Source organism: Streptomyces sp. ActVer, from assembly GCF_027270795.1.
In the GTDB taxonomy this organism is placed as follows: Bacteria; Actinomycetota; Actinomycetes; order Streptomycetales; family Streptomycetaceae; genus Streptomyces; species Streptomyces umbrinus_A.
The window spans coordinates 1-21,309 of the sequence record NZ_JAPWHT010000151.1 but is presented as its reverse complement, the minus strand read 5'-3'; the positions used below and the strand labels follow the sequence as shown (position 1 = coordinate 21,309).

19 protein-coding genes are annotated in these 21,309 nt (G+C 69.6%); 10 read left to right on the top strand and 9 right to left on the bottom strand.

Features of this window, described 5'->3' with window-relative positions:
- Window positions 1-357 (top strand): FeoA domain-containing protein (locus O3Q52_RS24280; protein WP_269650874.1); only part of this gene is annotated, 357 nt, incomplete at its 5' end.
- 100 nt (window positions 358-457) lie between these two features.
- On the opposite strand, the gene O3Q52_RS24275 is transcribed toward O3Q52_RS24280, so the two are convergent.
- Window positions 458-934 carry a nuclear transport factor 2 family protein gene (locus O3Q52_RS24275; protein WP_269650873.1) on the bottom strand — a complete coding sequence of 159 codons (477 nt, stop codon included), beginning with the start codon at window positions 932-934 and terminating at the stop codon, window positions 458-460.
- A gap of 296 nt (window positions 935-1,230) precedes the next feature.
- Between O3Q52_RS24275 and O3Q52_RS24270 the strand changes: the two genes are divergently transcribed.
- Complete coding sequence (locus tag O3Q52_RS24270) at window positions 1,231-4,191, top strand: family 16 glycoside hydrolase (RefSeq protein ID WP_269650875.1); 2,961 nt, start codon at window positions 1,231-1,233, stop codon at window positions 4,189-4,191.
- Window positions 4,192-4,244: 53 nt separating this feature from the next.
- On the opposite strand, the gene O3Q52_RS24265 is transcribed toward O3Q52_RS24270, so the two are convergent.
- A complete protein-coding gene (locus tag O3Q52_RS24265; protein ID WP_269650872.1) occupies window positions 4,245-6,143 on the bottom strand; it encodes a HAMP domain-containing sensor histidine kinase in 1,899 nt (632 codons plus the stop codon).
- Window positions 6,130-6,945: a response regulator transcription factor gene (locus O3Q52_RS24260; protein WP_269650871.1), complete on the bottom strand. Its 816-nt coding sequence runs from the start codon at window positions 6,943-6,945 to the stop codon at window positions 6,130-6,132. The genes O3Q52_RS24265 and O3Q52_RS24260 overlap by 14 nt, the downstream gene beginning before the upstream one ends.
- Before the next feature lie 79 nt (window positions 6,946-7,024).
- Between O3Q52_RS24260 and O3Q52_RS24255 the strand changes: the two genes are divergently transcribed.
- Genes O3Q52_RS24255 through O3Q52_RS24240 form a run of 4 tightly spaced genes read left to right on the top strand, consistent with a single transcriptional unit; the run spans window position 7,025 to window position 10,923 of the window.
- Window positions 7,025-7,621: a hypothetical protein gene (locus tag O3Q52_RS24255; protein WP_269650870.1), complete on the top strand. Its 597-nt coding sequence runs from the start codon at window positions 7,025-7,027 to the stop codon at window positions 7,619-7,621.
- Window positions 7,608-8,945 carry a hypothetical protein gene (locus tag O3Q52_RS24250; protein ID WP_269650869.1) on the top strand — a complete coding sequence of 446 codons (1,338 nt, stop codon included), beginning with the start codon at window positions 7,608-7,610 and terminating at the stop codon, window positions 8,943-8,945. Before O3Q52_RS24255 ends, O3Q52_RS24250 begins: the two co-directional genes overlap by 14 nt.
- Window positions 8,942-9,700: an ABC transporter ATP-binding protein gene (locus O3Q52_RS24245; RefSeq protein WP_269650868.1), complete on the top strand. Its 759-nt coding sequence runs from the start codon at window positions 8,942-8,944 to the stop codon at window positions 9,698-9,700. The genes O3Q52_RS24250 and O3Q52_RS24245 overlap by 4 nt, the downstream gene beginning before the upstream one ends.
- The gene (locus O3Q52_RS24240) at window positions 9,697-10,923 is read left to right on the top strand and encodes an ABC transporter permease (protein WP_269650867.1); all 1,227 of its coding nucleotides are present in this window, start codon (window positions 9,697-9,699) and stop codon (window positions 10,921-10,923) included. The genes O3Q52_RS24245 and O3Q52_RS24240 overlap by 4 nt, the downstream gene beginning before the upstream one ends.
- A 7-nt stretch (window positions 10,924-10,930) precedes the next feature.
- Here O3Q52_RS24240 and O3Q52_RS24235 read toward each other — a convergent pair whose 3' ends face one another.
- Window positions 10,931-11,764 carry a helix-turn-helix domain-containing protein gene (locus O3Q52_RS24235; RefSeq protein ID WP_269650866.1) on the bottom strand — a complete coding sequence of 278 codons (834 nt, stop codon included), beginning with the start codon at window positions 11,762-11,764 and terminating at the stop codon, window positions 10,931-10,933.
- A 159-nt stretch (window positions 11,765-11,923) separates the two neighbouring features.
- Here O3Q52_RS24235 and O3Q52_RS24230 point away from each other — a divergent pair, with 159 nt between their 5' ends.
- Entirely contained in the window at window positions 11,924-12,649 is a 726-nt protein-coding gene (locus O3Q52_RS24230) for an alpha/beta fold hydrolase (RefSeq protein WP_269650865.1), read from the top strand.
- 82 nt (window positions 12,650-12,731) lie between these two features.
- On the opposite strand, the gene pepN is transcribed toward O3Q52_RS24230, so the two are convergent.
- Complete coding sequence (pepN, locus tag O3Q52_RS24225) at window positions 12,732-15,212, bottom strand: aminopeptidase N (RefSeq protein ID WP_269650864.1); 2,481 nt, start codon at window positions 15,210-15,212, stop codon at window positions 12,732-12,734.
- A gap of 137 nt (window positions 15,213-15,349) precedes the next feature.
- Window positions 15,350-16,597, bottom strand: a complete 1,248-nt coding sequence (locus O3Q52_RS24220; protein WP_269650863.1) for a nitronate monooxygenase — start codon at window positions 16,595-16,597, stop codon at window positions 15,350-15,352.
- A 109-nt stretch (window positions 16,598-16,706) separates the two neighbouring features.
- Between O3Q52_RS24220 and O3Q52_RS24215 the strand changes: the two genes are divergently transcribed.
- Window positions 16,707-17,129, top strand: coding sequence for an ankyrin repeat domain-containing protein (locus O3Q52_RS24215; RefSeq protein WP_269650862.1), 423 nt, complete (start codon window positions 16,707-16,709; stop codon window positions 17,127-17,129).
- Window positions 17,130-17,193: 64 nt separating this feature from the next.
- Window positions 17,194-17,571: an SRPBCC domain-containing protein gene (locus O3Q52_RS24210; RefSeq protein ID WP_269650861.1), complete on the top strand. Its 378-nt coding sequence runs from the start codon at window positions 17,194-17,196 to the stop codon at window positions 17,569-17,571.
- 172 nt (window positions 17,572-17,743) lie between these two features.
- On the opposite strand, the gene O3Q52_RS24205 is transcribed toward O3Q52_RS24210, so the two are convergent.
- The 3 genes from O3Q52_RS24205 to O3Q52_RS24195 form a co-directional block, all read right to left on the bottom strand.
- A complete protein-coding gene (locus O3Q52_RS24205) occupies window positions 17,744-18,124 on the bottom strand; it encodes a RidA family protein (RefSeq protein ID WP_269650860.1) in 381 nt (126 codons plus the stop codon).
- Window positions 18,125-18,305: 181 nt separating this feature from the next.
- Complete coding sequence (locus O3Q52_RS24200) at window positions 18,306-19,424, bottom strand: DUF4037 domain-containing protein (RefSeq protein WP_269650859.1); 1,119 nt, start codon at window positions 19,422-19,424, stop codon at window positions 18,306-18,308.
- An 81-nt stretch (window positions 19,425-19,505) separates the two neighbouring features.
- Complete coding sequence (locus O3Q52_RS24195) at window positions 19,506-19,955, bottom strand: glutaredoxin domain-containing protein (RefSeq protein WP_269650858.1); 450 nt, start codon at window positions 19,953-19,955, stop codon at window positions 19,506-19,508.
- Window positions 19,956-20,076: 121 nt separating this feature from the next.
- On the opposite strand from O3Q52_RS24195, the gene O3Q52_RS24190 reads away from it, so the two are divergent.
- On the top strand, window positions 20,077-21,267 hold the full coding sequence (locus tag O3Q52_RS24190) for an MFS transporter (RefSeq protein ID WP_269650857.1): 1,191 nt from the start codon (window positions 20,077-20,079) through the stop codon (window positions 21,265-21,267).
- Window positions 21,268-21,309 lie beyond the last annotated feature (42 nt).

The following is a 21,309-nucleotide window of genomic DNA, read 5'->3' as shown; positions in this document are numbered from 1 at the left end:
GAGCGGCGCGTGCTCGAACTGCTGCGTCACCCCACCGAGTCGCCGTACGGCAACCCGATCCCGGGCCTGGAGGAGCTCGGCGTGAAGAGCAGCGTGGATCCGTTCCCCGACGAGCCCATCGTCAGCCTCAGCGACCTGGACCCCGGGCCGTACGGCGCGAGCGCGGTCGTACGGCGTATCGGGGAGCTCATCCAGACCGATCCCCGGCTGATGCGCACCCTGCGGCGGACCGGGGTGCGGCCCGGCGCGGTCGTGAGCGTGACGTCATCGCCCGGCGGCGTGCTGGTCGGCAGCGGCGGGGAGGCCGCCGAACTCCCCGCGCAGACCGCCGCGCACGTCTTCGTGGCCAAGCGCTGAGCCCGGCCGGGCACCGACCCGCCGCCACGGGCCCTTACACGCACCAGGATGGCCTTCGACCACTGGAACGGAGGATCGTGGTCGAGGGCCGTCCTCGCCCTCACGGGGCGCAGGCCTCGGCGATCGACAGGCTGTTCTCGTAGAGGTGATGCCGGGTGATCCGGCCGTCCTCGACGGTGAGGCGCAGTGCGAACGAGCCCTCGAAGGACTTTCCCGTCGCGCGTACGGTCCCCGACAGGTGGCCCATCAGGACGGCGTCGGTGCCGTCGACGAGGAAGGTGTCGACGGAGGCGCGCGCGTCCTCGGGCACGGTGTGCTCCATCAACTCCGTGAACTGGGCGGCGCATTCGGCGGCGGTGGAGCGCGGGCGGATCCACGGGACGGCGGGGTTCTCGGCGAGCATCCAGTCGACCTCGTCGGCGAAGAGCGCGACGAGCCGCCCGATGTCCCCGGCCACCCGGGCGGCCATGAACTCCTGCACGGCGGCCCGAGTGGCCTCAGCCACGGAACTCGCGGTGCCGGCCGAACTCGCGATGGTTGCTGAACTCGCCTTGGTCACGGGGGACTTGACGGCCATGGCATTCTCCTCGCCGCTACGGCTGAATCCCGGCGGGGGTTCCCGTCGATGTGCTTGATCCTGCTGGAGTGAGGGGAGAACGGTCGATTACCCCAGGAGTAATGGCTCCGGCCGCAACTTTGAACACTGAGATGACAAAGTATGGACATGTCAAGTGAAAGCCCCTTAGGTTGGCGGCGCAAGGCAGCCACGTCACTGAAGACCGGAACGAAATCCGGCACGGTCCGGTCCCGCCTTATGGAGGACCGTTGTCCCACCATCCGTTCCTGCGTGCCCGAAGACTTCTCACCGCCCTACTGACCGGAACCGTCCTCGCAGGCGGCCTGTTGGCCGCCCCGGCGTCCTCAGCCGCCCCGTCGGACATCCCGCCACAGGAGCCCGGCGTCACGCTGCGCGTGTTCGACGTGCAGACGCCGCTGAGCAAGCTGTGCACCCTCAAGCCCGGACAGACTCCCAACCACGACTCGTTGAAGGCCACGGTGGACTGGTCCACGGCCGACGACTTCGGCGGCTTCTCCGACCGCTTCGTCACAGAGGTGACCGGCAACCTGGTCGTGCCGCGCGACGGTACCTACGCGTTCCGTCTCACCAGCGACGACGGCTCCCGGCTGACCATCGACGACACCACCGTGGTCGACCACGACGGACTCCACGGCGCGGAGCCGAAGGACGGCGCGGTCACGCTCACCGCGGGGTCGCACCCGCTGCGCATCGATCACTTCGAGCGCGACGGCGGGCAGCAGCTCCAACTGGCCTGGAAGCCGCCGGGCGAGAGCGACTTCGCCGTCGTGCCCCGCGAAGCGCTGACCACGGACGCCGACGTAGTCCGGGTCACGGCGCCCGGACGCAAGGAATGCCAGGAGAGCGGCGACTCCCCCGGCGACGGCCTCCCGCTCACCTCCGTACGGCCGGACCTGACGCTCACCGATCTGCGCCCCGACGGTTTCGAACCGCAGGTCACCGGTATGGACTGGCTGCCCGACGGACGGTTGGCGATCAGCACCTGGGGCGGCTCCGACAACGTTGCCGGAGAGGTCTATCTGCTGGACAACGTCACCGGTCCGACGAGCAAGGACAAGGTCACCTTCAAGAAGGTGGCAAGTGGGCTGCGTGAGCCCATGGGCATCAAGTACGTCGACGGTTCGCTGTACGTCTCGCAGAAGCACGAGCTGACCCGGCTCGTCGACCGGGACCGCGATGACGTGGCCGACGAGTACCGCACCGTCGCGACCTGGCCGTACGGAGGGAACTTCCACGAGTTCGCCTTCGGCCTTCTCTACCGTGACGGCTTCTTCTACGTGAACCTCTCGGTCTCCATCAACCTCGGCGGTGCGACCACGGTTCCGCAGCCGGCACCGGGCCGCGGGACGACGTACAAGGTCAGCAAGAAGACGGGCAAGATCAGCCCGGTCGCCGGCGGGCTTCGTACCCCGAACGGGATCGGCTGGGGCCCGGACGGTGAGCTCTTCGCCACGGACAACCAAGGCGGTTGGCTTCCTTCCTCGAAGCTCGTCCACGTCAAGCAGGACCGCTTCTTCAACCACTACACCGAGCCGTCCGGCCCGTTCGACGCCGCCACACCGACCAATCCCGTGCTGTGGCTGCCCCAGAACGAGATCGCCAACTCGCCCTCCACGCCGCTGTATGTGAAGAAGGGCAGGTTCGCGGGTCAGATGCTGATCGGCGACGTGACCTACGGTGGCCTGCAGCGCGCGTACCTGGAGAAGGTGAAGGGCCAGTACCAGGGCGCCGTCTTCCGCTACACGCAGGGGCTTGAGGCCGGAGTCAACCGTCTCACCCTCGGTCCCGACGGCTCGATCTACGCCGGCGGACTGGGCGCGGAGGGCAACTGGGGCCAGGAGGGCAAGCTCAAGTTCGGCCTGCAGAAGCTCACGCCCAACGGCGGCAACACCTTCGACATCCAGACGATGCGTGCGGTGCCGGGCGGCTTCGACCTGACATACACCCAGCCGGTGTCCGCGACCACGGCCGAGGAGCTGGCCAAGCGCTACCGTGCCGAGCAGTGGCGATACACACCCACCACCGACTACGGCGGGCCGAAGATCGCCGAAGAAGACCTGCCCGTACGTTCGGCCGAGCTGTCGAAGGACGGACGTACCGTGCGGCTGCGGCTGGACGGGCTGAAGTCGGGCCGGGTCGTTCACCTTCGCTCCCCGCGTCCCTTCACCTCGGCGTCCGGTGAGGCGCTGTGGAGCACCGAGGCCTGGTACACACTCAATGCCATGCCCGGCAAGCAGCCGCCGCCCGCCACCCAGTACGAGGCCGAGGAAGCGCGTCTGACGGGCTCAGCGGGCGTCAACACCGATCATGTCGGCTACTCCGGCAGCGGATTCGTCGACCGGTACTCCACGGAGGGCAAGGTTGCCACCACCTTCGACGTGACAGTCCCCAAGGCGGGCACGTACGCCGTCAACCTGCGCTATTCCAACGGCCCGAATCCGTTCCAGGGCACCAAGTCGCTCTCCCTGTACGCCAACGGGAAGAAACTGCGGCAAATGAAGCTGGCCTCCACGGGTGACTGGGATTCCTGGTCCACGCAGACCGAACCGGTAGTGCTGCGCGCAGGAAAGAACACCGTCTCCTACAGCTACGACGCCGGCGACACCGGGCACGTCAACCTCGATCTGATCACTGTCCGCCCACGCGGCGCGCCGGTCGCTCTCTTCGACGGGACCGCCGCCTCGCAGTCCGAGTGGCAGCACACGGACGGGCGACGGCTCAAGTGGCCGCTCACCGACGAGGAGTCGATGGAGGTGTGCTGCGGTGACATCCGGACCCTGGACGCGTACCAGGACTTCAAGTTGCATGTCGAGTTCCGCGTTCCGCTGCTGCCTCCTGATGTCACTGGTCAGGACCGTGGAAACAGCGGAATCTTCATCCAGGACCGCTACGAACTCCAGATCCTCGACTCCTACGGTGACACCTCCCTGGACACCAATGAAGCCGGAGCCATCTATCTGAAGAAGGCGCCCGACGTGAACGCGGCCAGGGCGCCCGAGACCTGGCAGACGTACGACATCGTCTTCCGCGCCGCCCGATACGACGACAGCGGCCGCAAGACCGCCGACGCGCGGCTGACCGTGGTGTGGAACGGCCAGAAGGTGCACGACGACATCGCCCTCGACAGCCCCACCGCCTCAGGCAGAGCCGAGACACCGGCAGCGGGAGCGATCCGTCTGCAGGACCACGGGAACAAGGTCCGGTTCCGCAACATCAGACTGGAGCCTCTGACCTGACCCTGACCTGACCTGAAGCCGGGCCCGGTTCCCGACCTGGCCCGGCTTCCATGTCACGTCGGGCGGAGGTGGTCCGAGGCGGGCTCCTGGGTCCTCTCGGCACGTACGACAGGCAGCGTCACGCCGAAGACCGTGCCGGCTCCCGGAGTGCTGCGGACTGCGATCGTCCCGTCGTGGGCGTGGGTGAGCTGGCGGACGATGGCCAGACCGAGCCCGCTGCCGCCAGTGGAGCGGCTGCGGGATTTCTCCGCTCGCCAGAAACGGTCGAAGACATAGGGCAGTTCCTCCGGTTCGATGCCTTGGCCGGTGTCCCTGACCTCGATCCTCACCTCGGTGTCCACGCAGACTGCGCTCACCTCGACACTGCCCCGGGCCGCCGTGTGGCGTACCGCGTTCGACACCAGGTTGCCGATCATCTGGCGGATGCGTACGGGGTCGGCGTACAGCTTCGGATCGCCCTCGGTGCGGACGACGAGGGTTACTCCGGCCGAGTCCGCCGCGGCGCGGTGTGCTGTCGCGACCTGATGGAGGAGGTCCCGTACGAAGACATCCTCGCGGTGCAGCCGCAGCACGCCCGCGTCGGCGGCTGCGAGGTCCTGCAAGTCGTCGATGAGGTGCTGCAGTTGCAGCGCCTCCTCCAGGAGCGAGGTGGTGAAGTCGCCGTCGGGCTCGGCGACTCCGTCCTCCGCGGCCTCCAGCCACACCCGGATGTTGTTGAGCGGGCTGCGAAGCTCATGGGCGATGTCGCTGACCATCGCCCTGCGCTGCTCCTCGGCGCGCTCGCGCCGCGCGGAGAGATCGTTGAAGGCCGCGGCGAGCCGGCCGATCTCGTCGTTGGTGGTGACGGGGACGCGGGCGTGCCGGTCGCCGGGACCGCGGGCCGCGGTGGTCAGGGCACGCAGCGGACGGACCAGTCGACGCCCGACCAGCACGGTCGAACTCACGGTCAGGACGAGGACGAGCCCCGTCACCCCGGCGATCCGGGCGGTGTTGGCCGGCGAGAGGTCGAGTCCCACGGACGCCACGGCGGGGACCTGAGCGTCACCGATGAACAGGAGGGCGGGCGGGGCCACGTACGGGGTGAGCTGTACGCGCCGGGCGGTGTCCACGCAGTCCTGTACCGCGGGGGTGATGGCGATGAAGTCGAGTCCGGCGCCGACGGCCGACTCGGGCCGGTCACGCAGGCACTTCGCCGCGAGGGCGTTGAGGCGGTCGAGGGCCTTCCGCTCCGGCTCCGTCGGGGTGTCCAGCTCGGCCGTCGGGCAGACGCCGGTGATCTTGTACCTGATGGCGGCGTCGTCGTTGCCGATCCGGATCACCGGACGACCGCTCGGCCGGTCGATGCGGGTCGCGGGTGCTCCGGATCGCCTCAGGCAGGCCTGGAGCTTGTCGGCGGCGGCACGCAGTTTCGCGCGGCCGTCGGCGGTGAGCCGGTAGGGGCCGATGGCACGTGGGTCGATGTGGTCGGCGTCCGCGCTTCCGGCCGGTGCGACGCGCAACGGGTCGACGACCGCGGACACCCGGTCGGGCAGTGGCGCCTTCGGATCGGAGTCGGCGATCGTCCGGCGGTCCCGGGTCGTCAGGACGATCCGCCGTCCGGTGCGCGACGCCAACTCCCCTATCAGGCCGTCCACTTGGGACCAGTCCCGGTGGGTTGCCGCGCGGCCCACCAGGGTGTCGTAGAGCTGGGTGTCGTCGGTCAGGATGCGGCCCTGCTCCTGGCGGATCGCGCCGGTGGTGGTGCGTACGGTGAGCCACGCGGTGGCCGCGATCGCGCAGACGGCGATCAGCACGGACGTGGCGAGCAGGCGTACCAGGAGGCTGCGGTGCGGCGGAACCCGCTCAGCGTCCTTCCGCCCGCCTTCGGCCCGGCGTCCATCGACCCGTCCGCCGTCGGTCCGGTCAGCGTCGGTCCGCCCGGCGTCAGCGCCCCCGCGGTCAGAGCGCGGCACGGCCGACGGTGAGCTCGGTGTCGTCGGTGAGCTCGGTGGAATCGGTCGCCTTGGCACTACCGGTCGGCTCGGTGCCGTCGGTCGCCTCGGCATCACCGGTCGGCTTTCTGCCGTCGGTGAGCTTGTAGCCGACGCCGTACACGGTCAGCAGGCGGACCGGTTCGCGCGGATCCGTCTCGATCTTCCTGCGCAGGTTCATCACATGAACGTCCACGGTCCGTTCCGTGATGTAGCGGTCGAACCCCCGGGTCCTGGCGAGGAGTTGACGGCGGCTGAACACCCGCTCCGGGTGAGCGGCCAGTGCCTCGAGGATCACGAACTCGCCCGGCGTGCACTCCACTTCACGGCCGTCGGCCTCGACCACATGGCGTACGGGGTCGACGGTCAGGCCGCCGACCCGCAGAACGGACTCCTCCTCCTCGGCGGAGGCGGACCGGTGGGTGCGTCTGATGAGGGCCCGGATCCGGGCCATCAGTTCGCGCGGGCTGTACGGCTTGGTCATGTAGTCATCGGCACCGTGGTCGAGCCCGCGCAGCAGATCCTCCTCCGCGGAGCGCGCCGTGAGCATCAGCACCGCCACGTCGTCGGCCTCGCGCCGGACCGTACGGCACACGTCCAGGCCGTCCACGAGGGGCATCATCACATCGAGAATCAGCACATCGGGACGGTTGCGGCGGATCTCCTCGATCGCGGCGTGGCCGTCGTGAACGACGACCACCGAATGACCCTCCCGCCGCAGATAACGCCGCACGACCTCGGCGTGCTTCGAATCGTCCTCCGCGACCAGAACATGTGCGCACATGCTGCGGACCCTACGGGACCCAACAGCTCTCTCATGCCGGCCTGACAAGTTCTTCAAATCTCTCCGTGACCGTACGGGGATGACGAAAACCACTCACTACACCGGTACGGGGGCGGTCGCGGCCGCTCTCCTGTGTCTCGCCGCGCTGTCCGCCTGCGGCGGATCGCCCGTCGGTGGTTCGGACGACACGGCCAAGGACGACCAGGTGGCCTCGGTGACCAGCCCGGCCACGAAGGACGGTGCGAGCGCCTCGGCGGGCTCCGGCAAGGAGGAGGGCGTCCCGCTGCGGACGGACATGAGCGAGGACGAGAAGAAGCGGATCCAGACGGCCTGGGGCGTCTGTCTGAAGAGCCAGGGAGTGCCCACGGCCGACAAGGGAATCCCGGGGATGGTGCTCCCGGCGGCCGGCGCGGACAAGTACCCGAAGGAGTACAAGGCATGCAGGGCGAAGCAACCCATCACGCCCCCTCAGCTGAACCCGAACGACCCTGATTACGCGGACGGCCTCCGCTCCTGGGTGCGCTGCATGAACGACAAGGGGCTGAAGGTGGACACTCTCCCCGACGCCGCCGGATGGACCTGGGCCGACGAGCCGGGCCCGGTGGCTCCGGGTTCGTCGCAGGCCGACCAGATCGAGGCGAACTGCCAGAAGGAAGCGCTCAGTGCGAAGAAGTGAGGCCTCTCCCCGCCCCCGGCGGCGCCTCCTGCTGACGGTGAGCGGAGCCTCGGTGGTACTCGCCATCACGGCCGGAGCGGTTGTCTGGACCGGTCGGCACGGACAGGAGTCGCGGGCCTCCGCCGACGAGAGAGTGCACGTGACGACCGCGGTGGTGGAGCGCGCCGATCTGTCCGACACCCTGACACTCGGCGGAACCCTCGGTCACGGCCGGAGCCGGGTGGTGCGGAGCGGCAAGGAGGGCCTGGTCACCTGGCTGCCGCGGATCGGGGCGGAGGTCACCAGGGGCGGGCAGCTGTTCCGGGTGAACGACAACCCGGTACCGCTGCTCTACGGATCGACCCCGCTGTACCGCACCCTGCGGGACGAGGGCACGGTCGGGCGCGATGTGAAGGTCCTCGTCGACAACCTCAGGAAACTCGGATACGACTTCGGAGAGCAGCCAGAGGTCGGCAGCTGGGTGCGGCCGCGTCCGGCGGCGACACCGGCTTCGGACGGGGCAGGCGCCGAGGGGGAGACCGCGTCCGCCGATGCGGCTTCGGGTGAGTCCGCCGAGGACGAGACGGCTTCGGGCAAGTCCGGCCAGGACGCGCCCTCGGCCCGGCCGACCGCTGCCGACTCCGACTCCGACTCCGCCTCCGCCGGGGCAGGTTCGCCCGCCGCTTCCCCCTCCCCCGCTCCCGTCCAAGTCCGCCGCGGAGAGGGTGTGTTGACGGCGGGCGTGATCGCCGCGCTCAAGCGCTGGCAGTCCCGTACCGGCGCTGCGGCCACCGGTGAGCTGGGGCCGGGGGACGCGATCGTGCTCTCCGGTGCCGTGCGCGTCGGCGGTCTGCTGGCGGAGCCCGGAGACGCGAGCGGCGGGGACCTGCTGTCGGTCACCTCGACCGTCAGGCAGGTCACCGTCCCCCTGGAGGCGGACGCGACCGGCTCCGTCCGCAGGGGCAACAAGGTGACCGTGACCCTGCCGGACAACTCCACCGTCCGGGGACACGTCACCGCGCTGGGCAGCGACGCACAGTCCGCGGACCAGAACGCGGGCGGCGAGCCCCAGCTCACGGTGACCGTGGGCCTCGACGACCCCGACGACGAATCCGTACGCGATGCGGACTCCGGGTCCGTCCGGGTCGGCTTCACCTCGGCCGCCAAGAAGGACGTCCTCGTGGTGCCGGTCGGCGCGCTGCTGGCCCTGAGCGAGGGCGGCTACGCCCTGCAACGGCCGGGCGGCCGACTACTGCCCGTGGAGACCGGCTTGTTCGCCAAGGGCAGGGTCGAGGTCAGCGGGCCGGAGATCTCGGAAGGGCTGCGCGTGGTGACCACCTCATGACACCGGTACTCAGCGTCCGCGGGGTCGGCATGGCATACGGAGGCGGGGTCAAGGCCCTGGACGACGTGTCGTTGACGATCGAGGAGGGCGAACTCCTCGCCATCGTCGGCCCGTCGGGATCCGGGAAGTCCACTCTGCTGCACATCATGGGCACCTTGGACCGGCCGACCTCCGGAACCGTGGAGGTCGACGGCGAGGATGTCATGAGCCTCTCCGACCGGGAGTTGTCGGCACTGCGTGGCCGCCAACTCGGCTTCGTCTTCCAGCAGTTCCATCTCACCGACGGGCTGAGCGCCTGGGAGAACGTGGCGACCGGGCTGCTGTACGCGGGCGTCCCCCGCCGATCGCGTCGGCCGCGCGCCCTGGAGGCGCTGGCGAGGGTGGGGCTCGACCATCGCTCAGGCCATCTCCCCCAACAGCTGTCCGGTGGCGAACGGCAACGCGTGGCGATCGCCCGGGCCCTCGTCCATGAACCCATGCTGGTCCTGGCGGACGAGCCGACCGGCGCTCTCGACACCGCGAACGGCACCGCCGTCCTCGATCTGCTCAGCGCGCTCAACGACGACGGCACGACCATCGCGGTCATCACCCATGACCGCGACATCGCGTCCCTGCTGCCCCGGACGGTGGAGCTCCGCGACGGTCGGATCGTCGCGGACACCCGAGCCGAGGCCCAAGCCGAGGCCCAGGCGGAAGGCCAAGCCGAGGCACAAGCTGCCGCGGACACCCAGAAAATACGGAAGGCTCCCGCATGACAGGAACCGAAGTGGCGTCGGACCGTCCCCGCAAGAGACCCCGGCCCGTCCGGCTCGCCCCGGTCGATCTGCTCGGTCTCGGGCTGCTGGGCATCCGTACCCGCAAGGTGCGGGCCGCCCTGTCCGCCCTGGGCATCTCCATCGGTATCGCGACACTGATCGTGGTGACCGGCATCCCGGCGTCGAGCCAGCGGGCCCTGATGGCGGAACTCTCGGCGCTGGGCACCGACATGCTGCGGGCCCAGCCGATGCCCGACCAGGATCCGCCGGTGCTGCTGCCCGAGGAGTCCCCCGCGATGGCCCGCCGCATCGGCCCGGTCACCACGGTCGGGGTGGTCGCCAACACCCATGCCAGCGTGCACCGTTCGGACCGGGTCGACCCCGGTGACTTCTCCGGCATCAGCGTGCTGGCCACCCGGCCGGGGCTGCTGAAAGCCGTCAACGGCCAACTGTTGTCGGGCCGGTTCCTCAGCTCGTCGACCGAGCGGCTGCCGACCGTGGTGCTGGGCTCGGTGGCAGCGTCCCGGCTCGGCATCCCCCAGGTGACCGGGAACCCGCAGATCTACGTCGGCGGCCACTGGTTCACCGTCATCGGCATCCTGCGGCGGACGCCGCTCTCCCCCGATCTGGACCGGGCGGTGTTCGTCGACTGGCAGACGGCCCGCGGCACGCTGAAGTTCGACGGCCACCCCACGGTGATCTATGTAAAGGCGCGGGAGTCCCAGGTCGAGGCAGTCCGGGACGTGCTCCCTGCCACGCTCAATCCTCAACTGCCGGGCATGGTCCAGATCAGCAAGCCGTCCGACGCGCTGGCCGCCAAACGCGCCACCCAGTCCACGTTCTCGGCGCTGTTCCTGGGCCTGGCGGGAGTCGCGCTGCTGGTGGGCGGGATCGGGGTGGCCAACACGATGGTGGTCTCGGTGCTGGAACGGCGCCGGGAGATCGGGCTGCGCCGTGCGCTGGGTGCGAGCCGGGGCCAGATCCGCGGTCAGTTCCTGACGGAGTCGGTCGTCCTGTCCACGCTGGGCGGACTGGCGGGCACGGTCATCGGCGTCCTGGCCACGGTCGGCTACGCGTCCTGGCACGACTGGCCTCCCGTCGTCCCCGCGGCGGCTGTGCTGAGCGGGGTCGGCGGTGCGGTGGTGATCGGGGTGGTCGCCGGTGTCTACCCCTCGGTCCGAGCGGCCCGGCTCACCCCTACGGAGGCACTGGCCACCGTCTAGCGGCTCGTCACGTCCGGACAGGCATCTGTATGGCGGAGGCGAGCAGTGCCAGTTTGTCGGCGTTGTCGGTGCCGGGGTCCGGGTGGTGGACGACGAGCATCTGGCCTGCCGTGCCGCCGATGGCCAGCCTCTCCCGGTTCAGCCGCAGGCTACCGACCTGAGGGTGGTCGATGTGCTTGGGTGCGCCTTCGCACGCCTCTACGTCGTGGCGGGCCCAGAGCCGGCTGAAGCGGGGGCTGGCGAGACAGAGTTCACCGACGAGTTCGATGAATCGCGGGTCGTCCGTGTCGGTGCCGACGGACTCTCGGAAGCCGGCGACCATGCCCACGGTGGCGTTCTCCCAGTCCGGATAGAGGGCCTGTTCGGCGGGGTCGAGGAACACGTCCCGCAGCCGGTTGGCTCCTGCCACGAGGCGCGGGGACAGGGCGGTCGCCAAAGCGTTGGCGGCGAGTACGTCGAAGTAGCGGCCCTCGACCGTGGCGGGCAGCGGGAGCATGGCGACGAGGTTGGCGATGCCCGGAGGAACGGTCTCTTTCCGGCGTCGGCGTTGACGCCGTCGGGGCTTGTCGGCACCGAGGCGCAGCAAGTATGCCGTCGCGTCGTCGTCGAGCCGCAGCACGCGGGCGAGGGACTCGAGGACCTGTACGGAGGGGTTGCGGTCGCGGCCCTGTTCCAGGCGCAGGTAGTAGTCGACGCTGATACCGGCGAGCATCGCGACCTCTTCCCGGCGCAGACCCGGTACGCGTCGTACCCCCATGACGGGGATACCGACCTGTTCGGGAGTGACGAGCTCACGGCGGGCGCGCACGTAGTCGCCCAGCAGGTTCGGTCCGTCCGTCATCTCTCCACTGTAATTTGCCCGGTCGCGCGCGTGCCTGGTCCTGTCACCCCCAGGATCGCGGGGGCCCTGGCCCGGTCGGAACCTGGGCGGCAGCGTGGCTGGCGGCCCACTTCACCGCCCGCCTGTGGCGCGCGGACAAGCACAGCAAGGAGCGCAAACATGGCAACGTATCTGCTGGTACACGGTGCCTGGCACAGTGGAGAGTGCTGGCAGCGGGTGGTTCCGTTGCTGACGTCGGCCGGGCATCGGGTGCTCACGCCGTCGCTGACCGGCTACGGCGACAAGGCGCACCTGCTCGGCCCCGGGGTAGGCCTCGACACCCATGTCGACGACATCGTCAAGCTGATCGTCGAGGAGGACCTCACCGAGGTGACCCTCGTGGGACACAGCTACGCCGGGCTGGTCATCTCGTCCGCGGCCAACCAGGTCCCGGACCGGGTCGCGCGTTTGGTCTACCTCGATGCGATGGTGCCGGAGGACGGCGAGAGCGCGGCCGATGTCCTGCCCGTGACCCAGGCCCTGATCGACCTCGCCGTGCAGTCCGACAGTGGCTGGCGGGTTCCGCCACTGCCCGAACTGCCCCCGCCCTCCGGCCTGTTCGGGGTCACCGACCCGGCGGACGTCGCCTGGCTGCGCACGATGCTGTCTGACCAGCCGGTGCGCTGCCTCCAACAACCGGTCCGACTCGACAACCCGGCTGTGAACGCGATCCCGCGGACCCACATCCACTGCACTGTCGGCAAGCCGGACGGCTTCGACCGGCGTCCCGTCCCCGCGACACAGCCCAACGGCGCGCCGGCAGAGGTGTGGGATCTGGCGACCGGCCACGACTGCATGGTCACCATGCCGGTCGAGCTCGCCGAACTACTGCTCAAGCTCGGCTGACCCACTGACCCGCTGACCCGGTCCGTCGGGGTGCCTCGTCTTTACGGCTCTACGAGGTCTGTGGGCTCGCGGGCTCTACGGGTCAGGTCGTCCCGGTTCGGGAGTGGAGCATTCGCCGTACCGTGTCCGAGCGTTCCAGGAGGGTGTTGCGGACCACCGGGGCCGCCTCGTGGGACGCCTTCTGGGCCTCCTCGATGTACGTGGGGTCGATGGCGTGCGGTGGGAAGAGCTGGCCTGCGAAGACCATCGCCGGGATCATTCCGCCCCGGTGCAGGTGCGGGATCGAGTCCAAGTAGCGCTGGGTGTAGGGCTTCAACAGGTCATCCTGGTCGGGACGCCAGAACGCCGCCGCCACCTGGCCGACCGAGTTGACGGGCACCGCACGGTCCACCGCCAGCTTCTGCCAGACCTCTGCCTTCGCGGCGGGGTCCGGCAGGGCGGCCCGTACGGTGAGGGCGCGGACCCAGGCGTCGGGGTCCGGGTCGCGTTCCAGCAGGAGGGCGCTCTCCGCGGAGACGTCACCGCCCAGTTCCGCCTCGCGGACCAGCGCTCGCCAGAGCAGGTCCACGTCGTCGCCGGCCTGTTCGCGGAGCCACGCCAGGTCGTCCGGGTTCGTCGCGGTGCGGGCCAGTCCGCGCAGAGCGACCTGGCGACGGCCGGAGTCCGCAGCGAGGCGTCGGCATGCCTCCGCCACCGCCGCCGTCAGTCCGACGCGTTCGCCTTCCGGCGCCCACAGTTCGGCGATGTTCGCGGCGAGGGTCAGACAGGGCTCGATCACGGCGTCGGACGTCTCGGCCGTGAGTACGGCGGTGATGCTCCGCCCGGCTTCCGCCGCCGTGGCCTCGCCGGTGGTCAGCATGTCCCACACGGTCGCCGTGGCCACGCCCCGAGAGATGGCAGTGGGCAGTTGTGCGGCCGCGCGGAAGAAGGCGTCCCTGGTCGCGGGGTCGGGACGGGTCGTGGCGAAGGTCAGGTCCTCGTCGTTGATCAGCAGAACGTCGAGGTCGGCCTCGGTCGGGAGGCCGGTGACCGGAGTACGGGTCTGCGTGACCTCTACGCGCACGAGCGCCCTGCGTTCCAGGACTTCGCCGCTCGTGTCGTCGTTCCCGCCGTTGCTGCCATTCTTGCCGTTCCTGCTGTACGCGCCCACCGCCAGGACCTGCGGGCGCGGGATGTCGGCCGCCACCAGCGTGACGGTGTCGCCGTCGCGTTCCAGTGAGAAGCGGTCGGTGCCCGCCGTCGCGAGCCAGGCGGTCCGCCAGGTGTCCAGGTCCCGCCCACTGGCCTCGGAGAGGGCGTCGATCAGGTCCTGGAGTGTGGCGCTGCTCCACGCGTGACGCGCGAAGTAGGCGGTCATGCCGGCCCTGAAGCGCTCTTCGCCGACATACGTCATGAGCTGCTGGAGGACCGAAGCACCCTTGGGATACGTGATGTTGTCGAAGATCGACGCGGCCTGCGCGACGTCGTGAATCGGCTGGTGGATCGGGTGCGAGACGGGGCCCTGGTCGGAGAGGTACGCCCTGAGCTTGCCGCCCGCCAGGTGGCTGGCCCACGCGTCGGTGTAGCGAGTGGCACGCTCGGCGGCCCAGTGGCAGGCGAACTCCGCGAACGCCTCGTTCAGCCACAGGTCGTCCCACCACCGCATGGTGACGATGTTGCCGAACCACATGTGCGCCATCTCGTGCAGCAGCACCTTCGCGAGCAGCTCGCTCTCGGCGGGCGTCGGCGTGGCCCGCCGCAGGAACGCGTCCGACCAGGTCACGCAGCCGTAGTTCTCCATCGCCCCGCCGAACTCGGGCACGAACACCTGGTCGTACTTGCGCTGCGGGAACGGCATCGCGAAGACCTCGCCGAAGAAGGCGAGTCCCTGACGGGTGAGGGTGAAGAGCTCGTCTGCGTCACGCTCGAGAATCGGGGCCAGCGAGCGGCGGGCGTAGATGCCCAGGTCGTGGCCGTCGGCCTCGCGGCGGATCTCGTGGAAGGGGCCCGCGTTGACGACGGTGTTGTACGTCGACAGCGGCGGGGTGTCCGGGAAGGTCCAGCGGCGGGCCGACTCCAGTTGCTCGATGCGCGGGTCCCCGGAGTTGCTGGTGACGGTCCACGCGGGCGGGGCCGTGACGGTGAAGGCGTGCGGTGCCTTGAGGTCGGGCTGGTCGAAACACGCCCAGACGAAGCGGGCCTCGTCCGGTTCGAAACTCATCCACACATAGACCTGGCCGTCCGCGGGGTCGATCGCCCTGTGCACGCCCTGGCCCGTGGTCGTGTCGGCCTGGACGCTCTCCACGCGCAGAACGTTGTGCCCGGCAAGCGTGGGTAGCGCGATCCGGCCGTCCGCAGTGGGGGTGAGGGATCCGCCGTTCAGCGTGGCACTCCGCACCTCCGCCGCACAGTCCACGAAGCTCTCCGCGCCCGGCTCGCGACAGCTGAAGGTCACGGTGGAAACACACCGAACCTCCGACCCGTCGGCCAGACCGGTGAGGTCGATGTCCACGTCGTACCGCTCGACCTCCAACAGCGCACCCCGGCGCTCGGCTTCGGTACGGGTCAGGCTCCGGATCTCCATGCGTCCTCCCTCGTCAGACAGCGGGCGTCAGCGTACGACGGAGGACGGCTGCGGGCGCAGGGATTTTGGCGTGCCGAACGGGCTTCGGGTTCCCTGCAGCAGCCGTTGGCCACACCTGCCTGGAAACGCTGACGTACTCAACTCACCAGCTCCGGAGCGAAGTAGTCACGCAGCCGGGCGATCTTCCCGTCGCGGATGCGGAAGATCTGTACCAGGGAGACGGTCACGTCCTCTCCGTCTCCGTCGAAGACCGAGTCGATCTCGGCGATGAAGACATCGGGGCTGGAGGTGGTGTGCAGCACGTACCCGGACTTCTCGAAGCTCGGCGAGCTGGCTTCCTTCGTGGGCTGTTCGTAGTACGCCGCCATGGCGGTCCGGATTTCCTCCCGGCCGACCAATCGCCTGGGGAAGGCGGCGCCGGCAGGAACGAGCGGTGCCTCGAAGACGCCGTCCTCGGTGAAGCTCTCGGCCAGGGCATCGGCATTGCGGCTCACGGTGCCGGCGTAGATGTAACTCTCGAAGATCTCCTGGGGCGTTCTGGACACGGGGACCTCCCCCTGCGCCAGGTCGTGTTGGTAGTCCTGCCTGGCCCTGGGATCCGCGGCGAGTTCGGCCTCCCTGCCCCGCCACCGGCCGAGGTAGCGGTGGCCCAGGGTCCGGGCGGTGTACTTCGACGGCCACCGGGAGCCTCGGGCGATGTCGAGCACCCGGTTGCGCTCGGTGTCCTCGCCGTGTCCCTCGACGATCGCCTTGGCGGTCGAGGGATCCACCAGGGCCTCGGTCGTGGATTGGAAGCGTGTACCGACGAGCGCCCCTGCGGCGCCCAGTGCCAGGGCCGCCGCCACCCCGCGGCCGTCGGCGATCCCGCCTGCCGCCAGTACCGGCACGGGTGCCGCAAGATCCACCACGACCGGCACGAACGGCAAGGTGGAACGCCCTTGTCGGGCCCCATGCCCGCCGCTCTCGGTGCCCTGCGCCACGATGACATCGGCGCCCGGGTCAACCGCCTGCCTGGCCTCGTCCAGATCGGTCACCTGAATGATCAGCACCGTGTCCGCCGCGCGGGTGCGCTCAACGAACGGGCTCGGGTCCCCGAAGGACAACATCACTGCCCTGGGCCGGTGTTCAAGCGCCCGCTCGATCGCGTCGGCGTCGATCTGCCAGGTCAGGAAACCGATGCCCCACGGCCTCCCGCCGGCCTCCTCGATGAGCGGCAGCTCGCGGGCCAGCCACTCCGGGTCCACGTTCGCGGAGCCCAGCATCCCGAGCCCGCCGCCACGGGACACGGCCGCCGCCAGCGCACCACCGGCCGATCCGCCCATCGGCGCCAGCGCGATCGGGTGCTGCACACCGAGCAACTCCGTGAACCGCGTCGACAGCCCCATAACCGCCTTCATCCCCCTCGACCCGCCTCCACGAACGTCACTTGCTGTGGAGTGAGCGGAGTGGATATGACTGGCCCCGTCACGCACCCGGTCGTTAGCCTCGGCCCCCATGAACCAGCGGCAGCGGAAGAAGCTCTCCCGCCAACTCTTCTCAGCGATTCTGGCGGGTGACACCGCTCGCGTGCAGGCAGCGCTGCGGGCCGGAGCCGACCCGGAGGGAGGAGACAGCGAGGGCACCACCCCTCTGTACGTGGCATCCGTGAACGGAGAAGCACAGATAGCCCGCCTGCTCCTGACGGCCGGAGCCTCCCCTGACGCCGAGAGCAGCGGACTCGGCTCGGACGGCACGCCGTTGTGCGCGGCCGCATGCTGGGGGCACACCGACACAGTGCGCGAACTGTTGGCGCACGGCGCGGATCCGAACCTTCACGAAGACCACGGCACAGGCCGCTCCCCGCTGCACTGGGCGAACATCGGCCCCCACCCCGAGACGGCCGAACTCCTCAGGAGAGCGGGAGCGGCAAACACGTAGCACCGTCGCCGACGGACCAACTCGGCTCGGTGCACCTGCCGCCCGGCCCCGTTACCGTCACCGCATGGAAAGAATCTCCGAGCAGACCCTGGTCCCGGCCGACCCGGACAGCACCTGGCGGCTGATCACCGACCCGCAGTACTTCCAGCAGTGGTACGCGTTCGGGGGCGCAGAGATCGAGCTGGTGGCCGGTGGCGCGATGGTCCTGCGTTGGGACGAGCACGGCAGCTTTCCCGCGACGGTGGTGGCTGTGGAACCCGGCCGCCGTTTCGCCTTCCGGTGGCTGCCGGAGCCGGGCGACCTTGTCGAGATCACGCTGACGCCGGAAGGCACCGGCACGCTGGTACGGATCAGCGAGAGCGGCACGCTGGAAGACGCCGCCACCAGTGCCATGGCCTGGCGGAACTCGCTCTCCCTGCTGGCGAAGCTCGCCCAGGCGTAGGACCCGGTGCGGAGTGGGTGACGGTTCCCACCGGCGTCCGCGCCATCCAGGTCGTCGCCCCCGCCCGGTTCGGCCGGGCGCCGTCGCCGTCACGGTCCGCGACCACTCTCGCGAGGTGACGGCGGCCGCCCAGCCGGCCGGGAGCCGTGCGGGTGAGGTGGACGGCGACGGCTCAGTCCGTGACGGCTGTCATGGCGATGGACACCAGGATCCCAGGCCTGTCGACGCCTATCCTGCTGACGCAACGCGGCGGTCGCACGTCGGGGAAGAACTCGTCGAAGACCTCGATGACGCCGTCGGCGTCCTCGGGTCGCATGAGCAACGTGTGGACCATCACCGCGTCGCTCAGCTCGGCGCCGCCGGCGCGGAGGATCGCTTGGCAGTTGAGCAACGACCGGCGGGTCTGCTCCTGGATCGTGGGCCCTGCGAGTTCACCGGTCGTCACGTCGACGCCGACTGTTCCGGCAACATAGATCGTGTTGCCGGCCTTGACCGCCTGACTGTAACCGGGGAACTCCGGCGCGTCGGGGGTGGAGATGACTTCTCGGGGCATCGATTGGGCTCCTGTCGGAAGGCTCCTGCTCAACTTGGCCATCACCTGGGCCACCGGCCGGTCAAAGGATCCGCTTGTGGAAATCGACGGTGTCGTCGCAGCCTCATCCCACAGAGCGCTTCGATGCTCCCACTGCCGGCCTTCCGGTGTTGCCAGAACTCGGCTTGTCCTTCAGACCGCGCTACGCAGATGGCGGCTCAGACACCGTTGCTTGGGTGGCGGCGCGTGTGAGTTCGGGGTGGCTGAGGACGTCCGTGCTGTCGATGAACTGGTCCGCAGCACCGACCTTCGGCAGGGAGCCGATCGTCGGGTCGGTGATGCGGGCAGTCAGCGCCTCGGTGAAGCGTTCGGCGTGCAGCACTTGGAATGGTCTGCTGTGGTAGGGCCGCGTGGTGGGGTCGACGGGGTCGGTGAGGCCGAGTTGGTTGTGCATGGCCGCGATGGCCTCGTAGGCGCGGGTCAAGTGGTGTTCACGAGTGTGCCAGTCGGTGGCGGCGAGGGCCGCGGCGAGCACCGGGGTGAGGGAGGATGCCTGGGGAACGCGGGCGAAGGCGCTGCCGAGCCACTTGCTGTAGGGCGGATAGCGACGGTCCATGAGCAGGCAGAGCCGCATCACATCGCGCACCAGCCGGCCCGCGACGACGGCGGAGCCGAGCTCGTCGCCCACTTCACCGCAACGGCCGACGAAGGCTTCCTCCTGGGAGATGCGTTGCCACTGGCAGGCGAGTACGTAGAGCCAGAGATCGTGGGGGTACCAGTCGAGGGCTGCGCGCGTCGGCGCGAGCCGGCCGAGTCCGTCGTGGAAGACGGCACCGCCGGTGGCCTCGGCGAGCAGTTGGGTGGGCGTGGCCAGCCAGTCCGCGAGTGTGACGCGCTTGCGCGGGTCGAAGCCCAGTTGCGCGGTGAACCAGGCGCCCAGGTCCGTGACTTCGACGCGGTGATGGACCGGCCCGTCGGTCGTCCGCATGACCCCGATGCCCGCTTCTCCGGCCGCGGCGAAGTGCGTCGGGTAGCCGCGGAAGGTCTTCGGCAAGCGTTCGGAGAGCAGTTCCGTGATCGTCGCGCCATGACGGGTGACGTCCTGCGGGTGCAGGAAGAGCTGCAGGCGGGGGCCCCACTCGTGGTCGGCCGAGCGGGCGGTGTCGAACCCGAGGACTTCCGAGCCGCTGCCCAGCCGGGCGGCGGAGTACATAATTCCGGAGACGACCTCGTCCAGCAGGGGCCGTACAGCTTCGAAGTAGAAGTGGCGGGAGAGTTCCAGTCCGGGGATGAAGGACGGCTCGAAGGACGGCTTGGTCATGCCGTGGAGGGTGCCGGACCGGCGTGCGGTCGGTCGAAGGCTTTTCCAGGTCCGGCGGGCGCGGCTGACTGCGCGTTCGGCCTACAGGTCTTCGAACCGCCCCAGGGGGGGCTGTCCGCGCACCCATTCAGGATCGGGGTTGACGTGCGGCCGGCCCGCCACGACGACAGTCGGCACGGTCTCGTTGCCGTCGTTGGCTGCCCTCACCACGGCTGCTCCATCTGCGTCACGCCAGATGTCGACCCAATGCAACTGGCGGGCGCTGCGGCCCAACCGTAGGCGCAGTCGCAGGCAGTACACGCAGCCCGGCCGCCAGAAGACGACCGGCCGACCGTCGACCGCGCTGCGGCGTTGTGCCTCCAGTGCGCCTGTCGACCTCGGGAAAATCAGCGGCGAGTTCACGCCTGCGAGCAGCAGAAACACCAGCGCGAGTGCTACGGCCGCGCCGGTGCTCCCCCTGAGGACCAACCCAGTAGCAACCACTGCGCCACTGAGCACAAACAACATCGGCAAGATCCAGGCGCGCATCATGATGACTCAGGCTATCGAGCCGGAATGGGGCGGCTCCTGGGCGTCCGCCACTTTCCCGTATGGCGGTGCGTCGGGCACGCCGCGCCGGTGCCCGGCGGGTCGCGGGATTACCGTCGGCGGCATGGACGGTGATCGCCGAGGGTGGCGCCAGTGTTTGCTGAGCGGGGCGGTGTTCGCCGTGTGCATGGCCGGCACCACACTGCCGACCCCTCTCTACCCCCTCTATCAGGACAAGTTCGGGTTCTCCGAGCTGACGGTGACCGTCGTGTACGCCGTGTACGCCTTCGGGGTCATCGCCGTGCTGCTGCTGACGGGCAACGTCTCGGACGCCGTTGGCAGGCGGCCTGTGCTGCTCTGGGGCCTGGGGTTCGCGGCGGCCAGCGCCGTCTGCTTCCTGTGTGCCACCGGGCTGGGCTGGCTGTATGTGGGGCGGTTGTTCTCGGGACTGTCCGCCGGTCTCTTCACCGGGGCCGCCACGGTGTACGTGATCGAGCTGGCACCGGACGGCGGTGCGTCGCGGGCCACGTTCGTGGCGACCGCCGCCAATATGGGCGGGCTGGGCTGCGGTCCGCTGCTCGCCGGGATCCTCGCTCAGTACGCCCCCTGGCCGCTGTACCTGCCGTTCGTCGTGCACCTCGCGCTGGTGACCGGCTCGGCCGCCGTCCTGCTGTGGCTGCCGGAGGCTGTGCGCGAGCGCCGGCCGCTGAGCACGGTACGGCCGCAGCGGCCCGGTGTGCCCCCACAGGTGCGGAAGGTGTTCGGGCCTGCGGCGATCGCCTCGTTCGTGGGGTTCGCGCTGTTCGGGGTGTTCACGTCGGTCAGCCCGGCGTTCCTCGCGGAGTCCCTGGACGTGGAAAACCATGCCGTGAGCGGGCTCGTCGTCGCGCTCGCCTTCTTCTCCTCGACTGCCGGGCAACTGCTGGTCGGCCGGGTCGGGTTGGAACGGTCGCTGCCGCTGGGCTGCGCCGGGCTCCTCGCCGGACTGGCGCTGCTCGCGGGCGCGCTGCACTGGGACCTGCTCTCACTGGTGGTGCTGAGCGCGATCGTCGGTGGAGTCGGGCAGGGTCTGGCGTTTCGCGGGGCGCTGTCCGCGGTGGCCCAGGCGTCTCCCGCGGACCACCGGGCGTCAGTGATCTCGACGCTGTTCGTGGTGGCTTACGCGGGCATCTCGGTGCCGGTGATCGGTGTGGGACTACTGACGGGTCCGATCGGCCTGGAGGACGCCGGGCTGGTGTTCATCGCCTGCATGACCATCCTGGTCTCGACCGCCGGCGTCTACTTGCTCCTGCGACCGGTACGAACGAGGACGTGAGGGGTGGGCTCTCCCTCGGGGGGTGCTGCGGGCAGCGTCAGT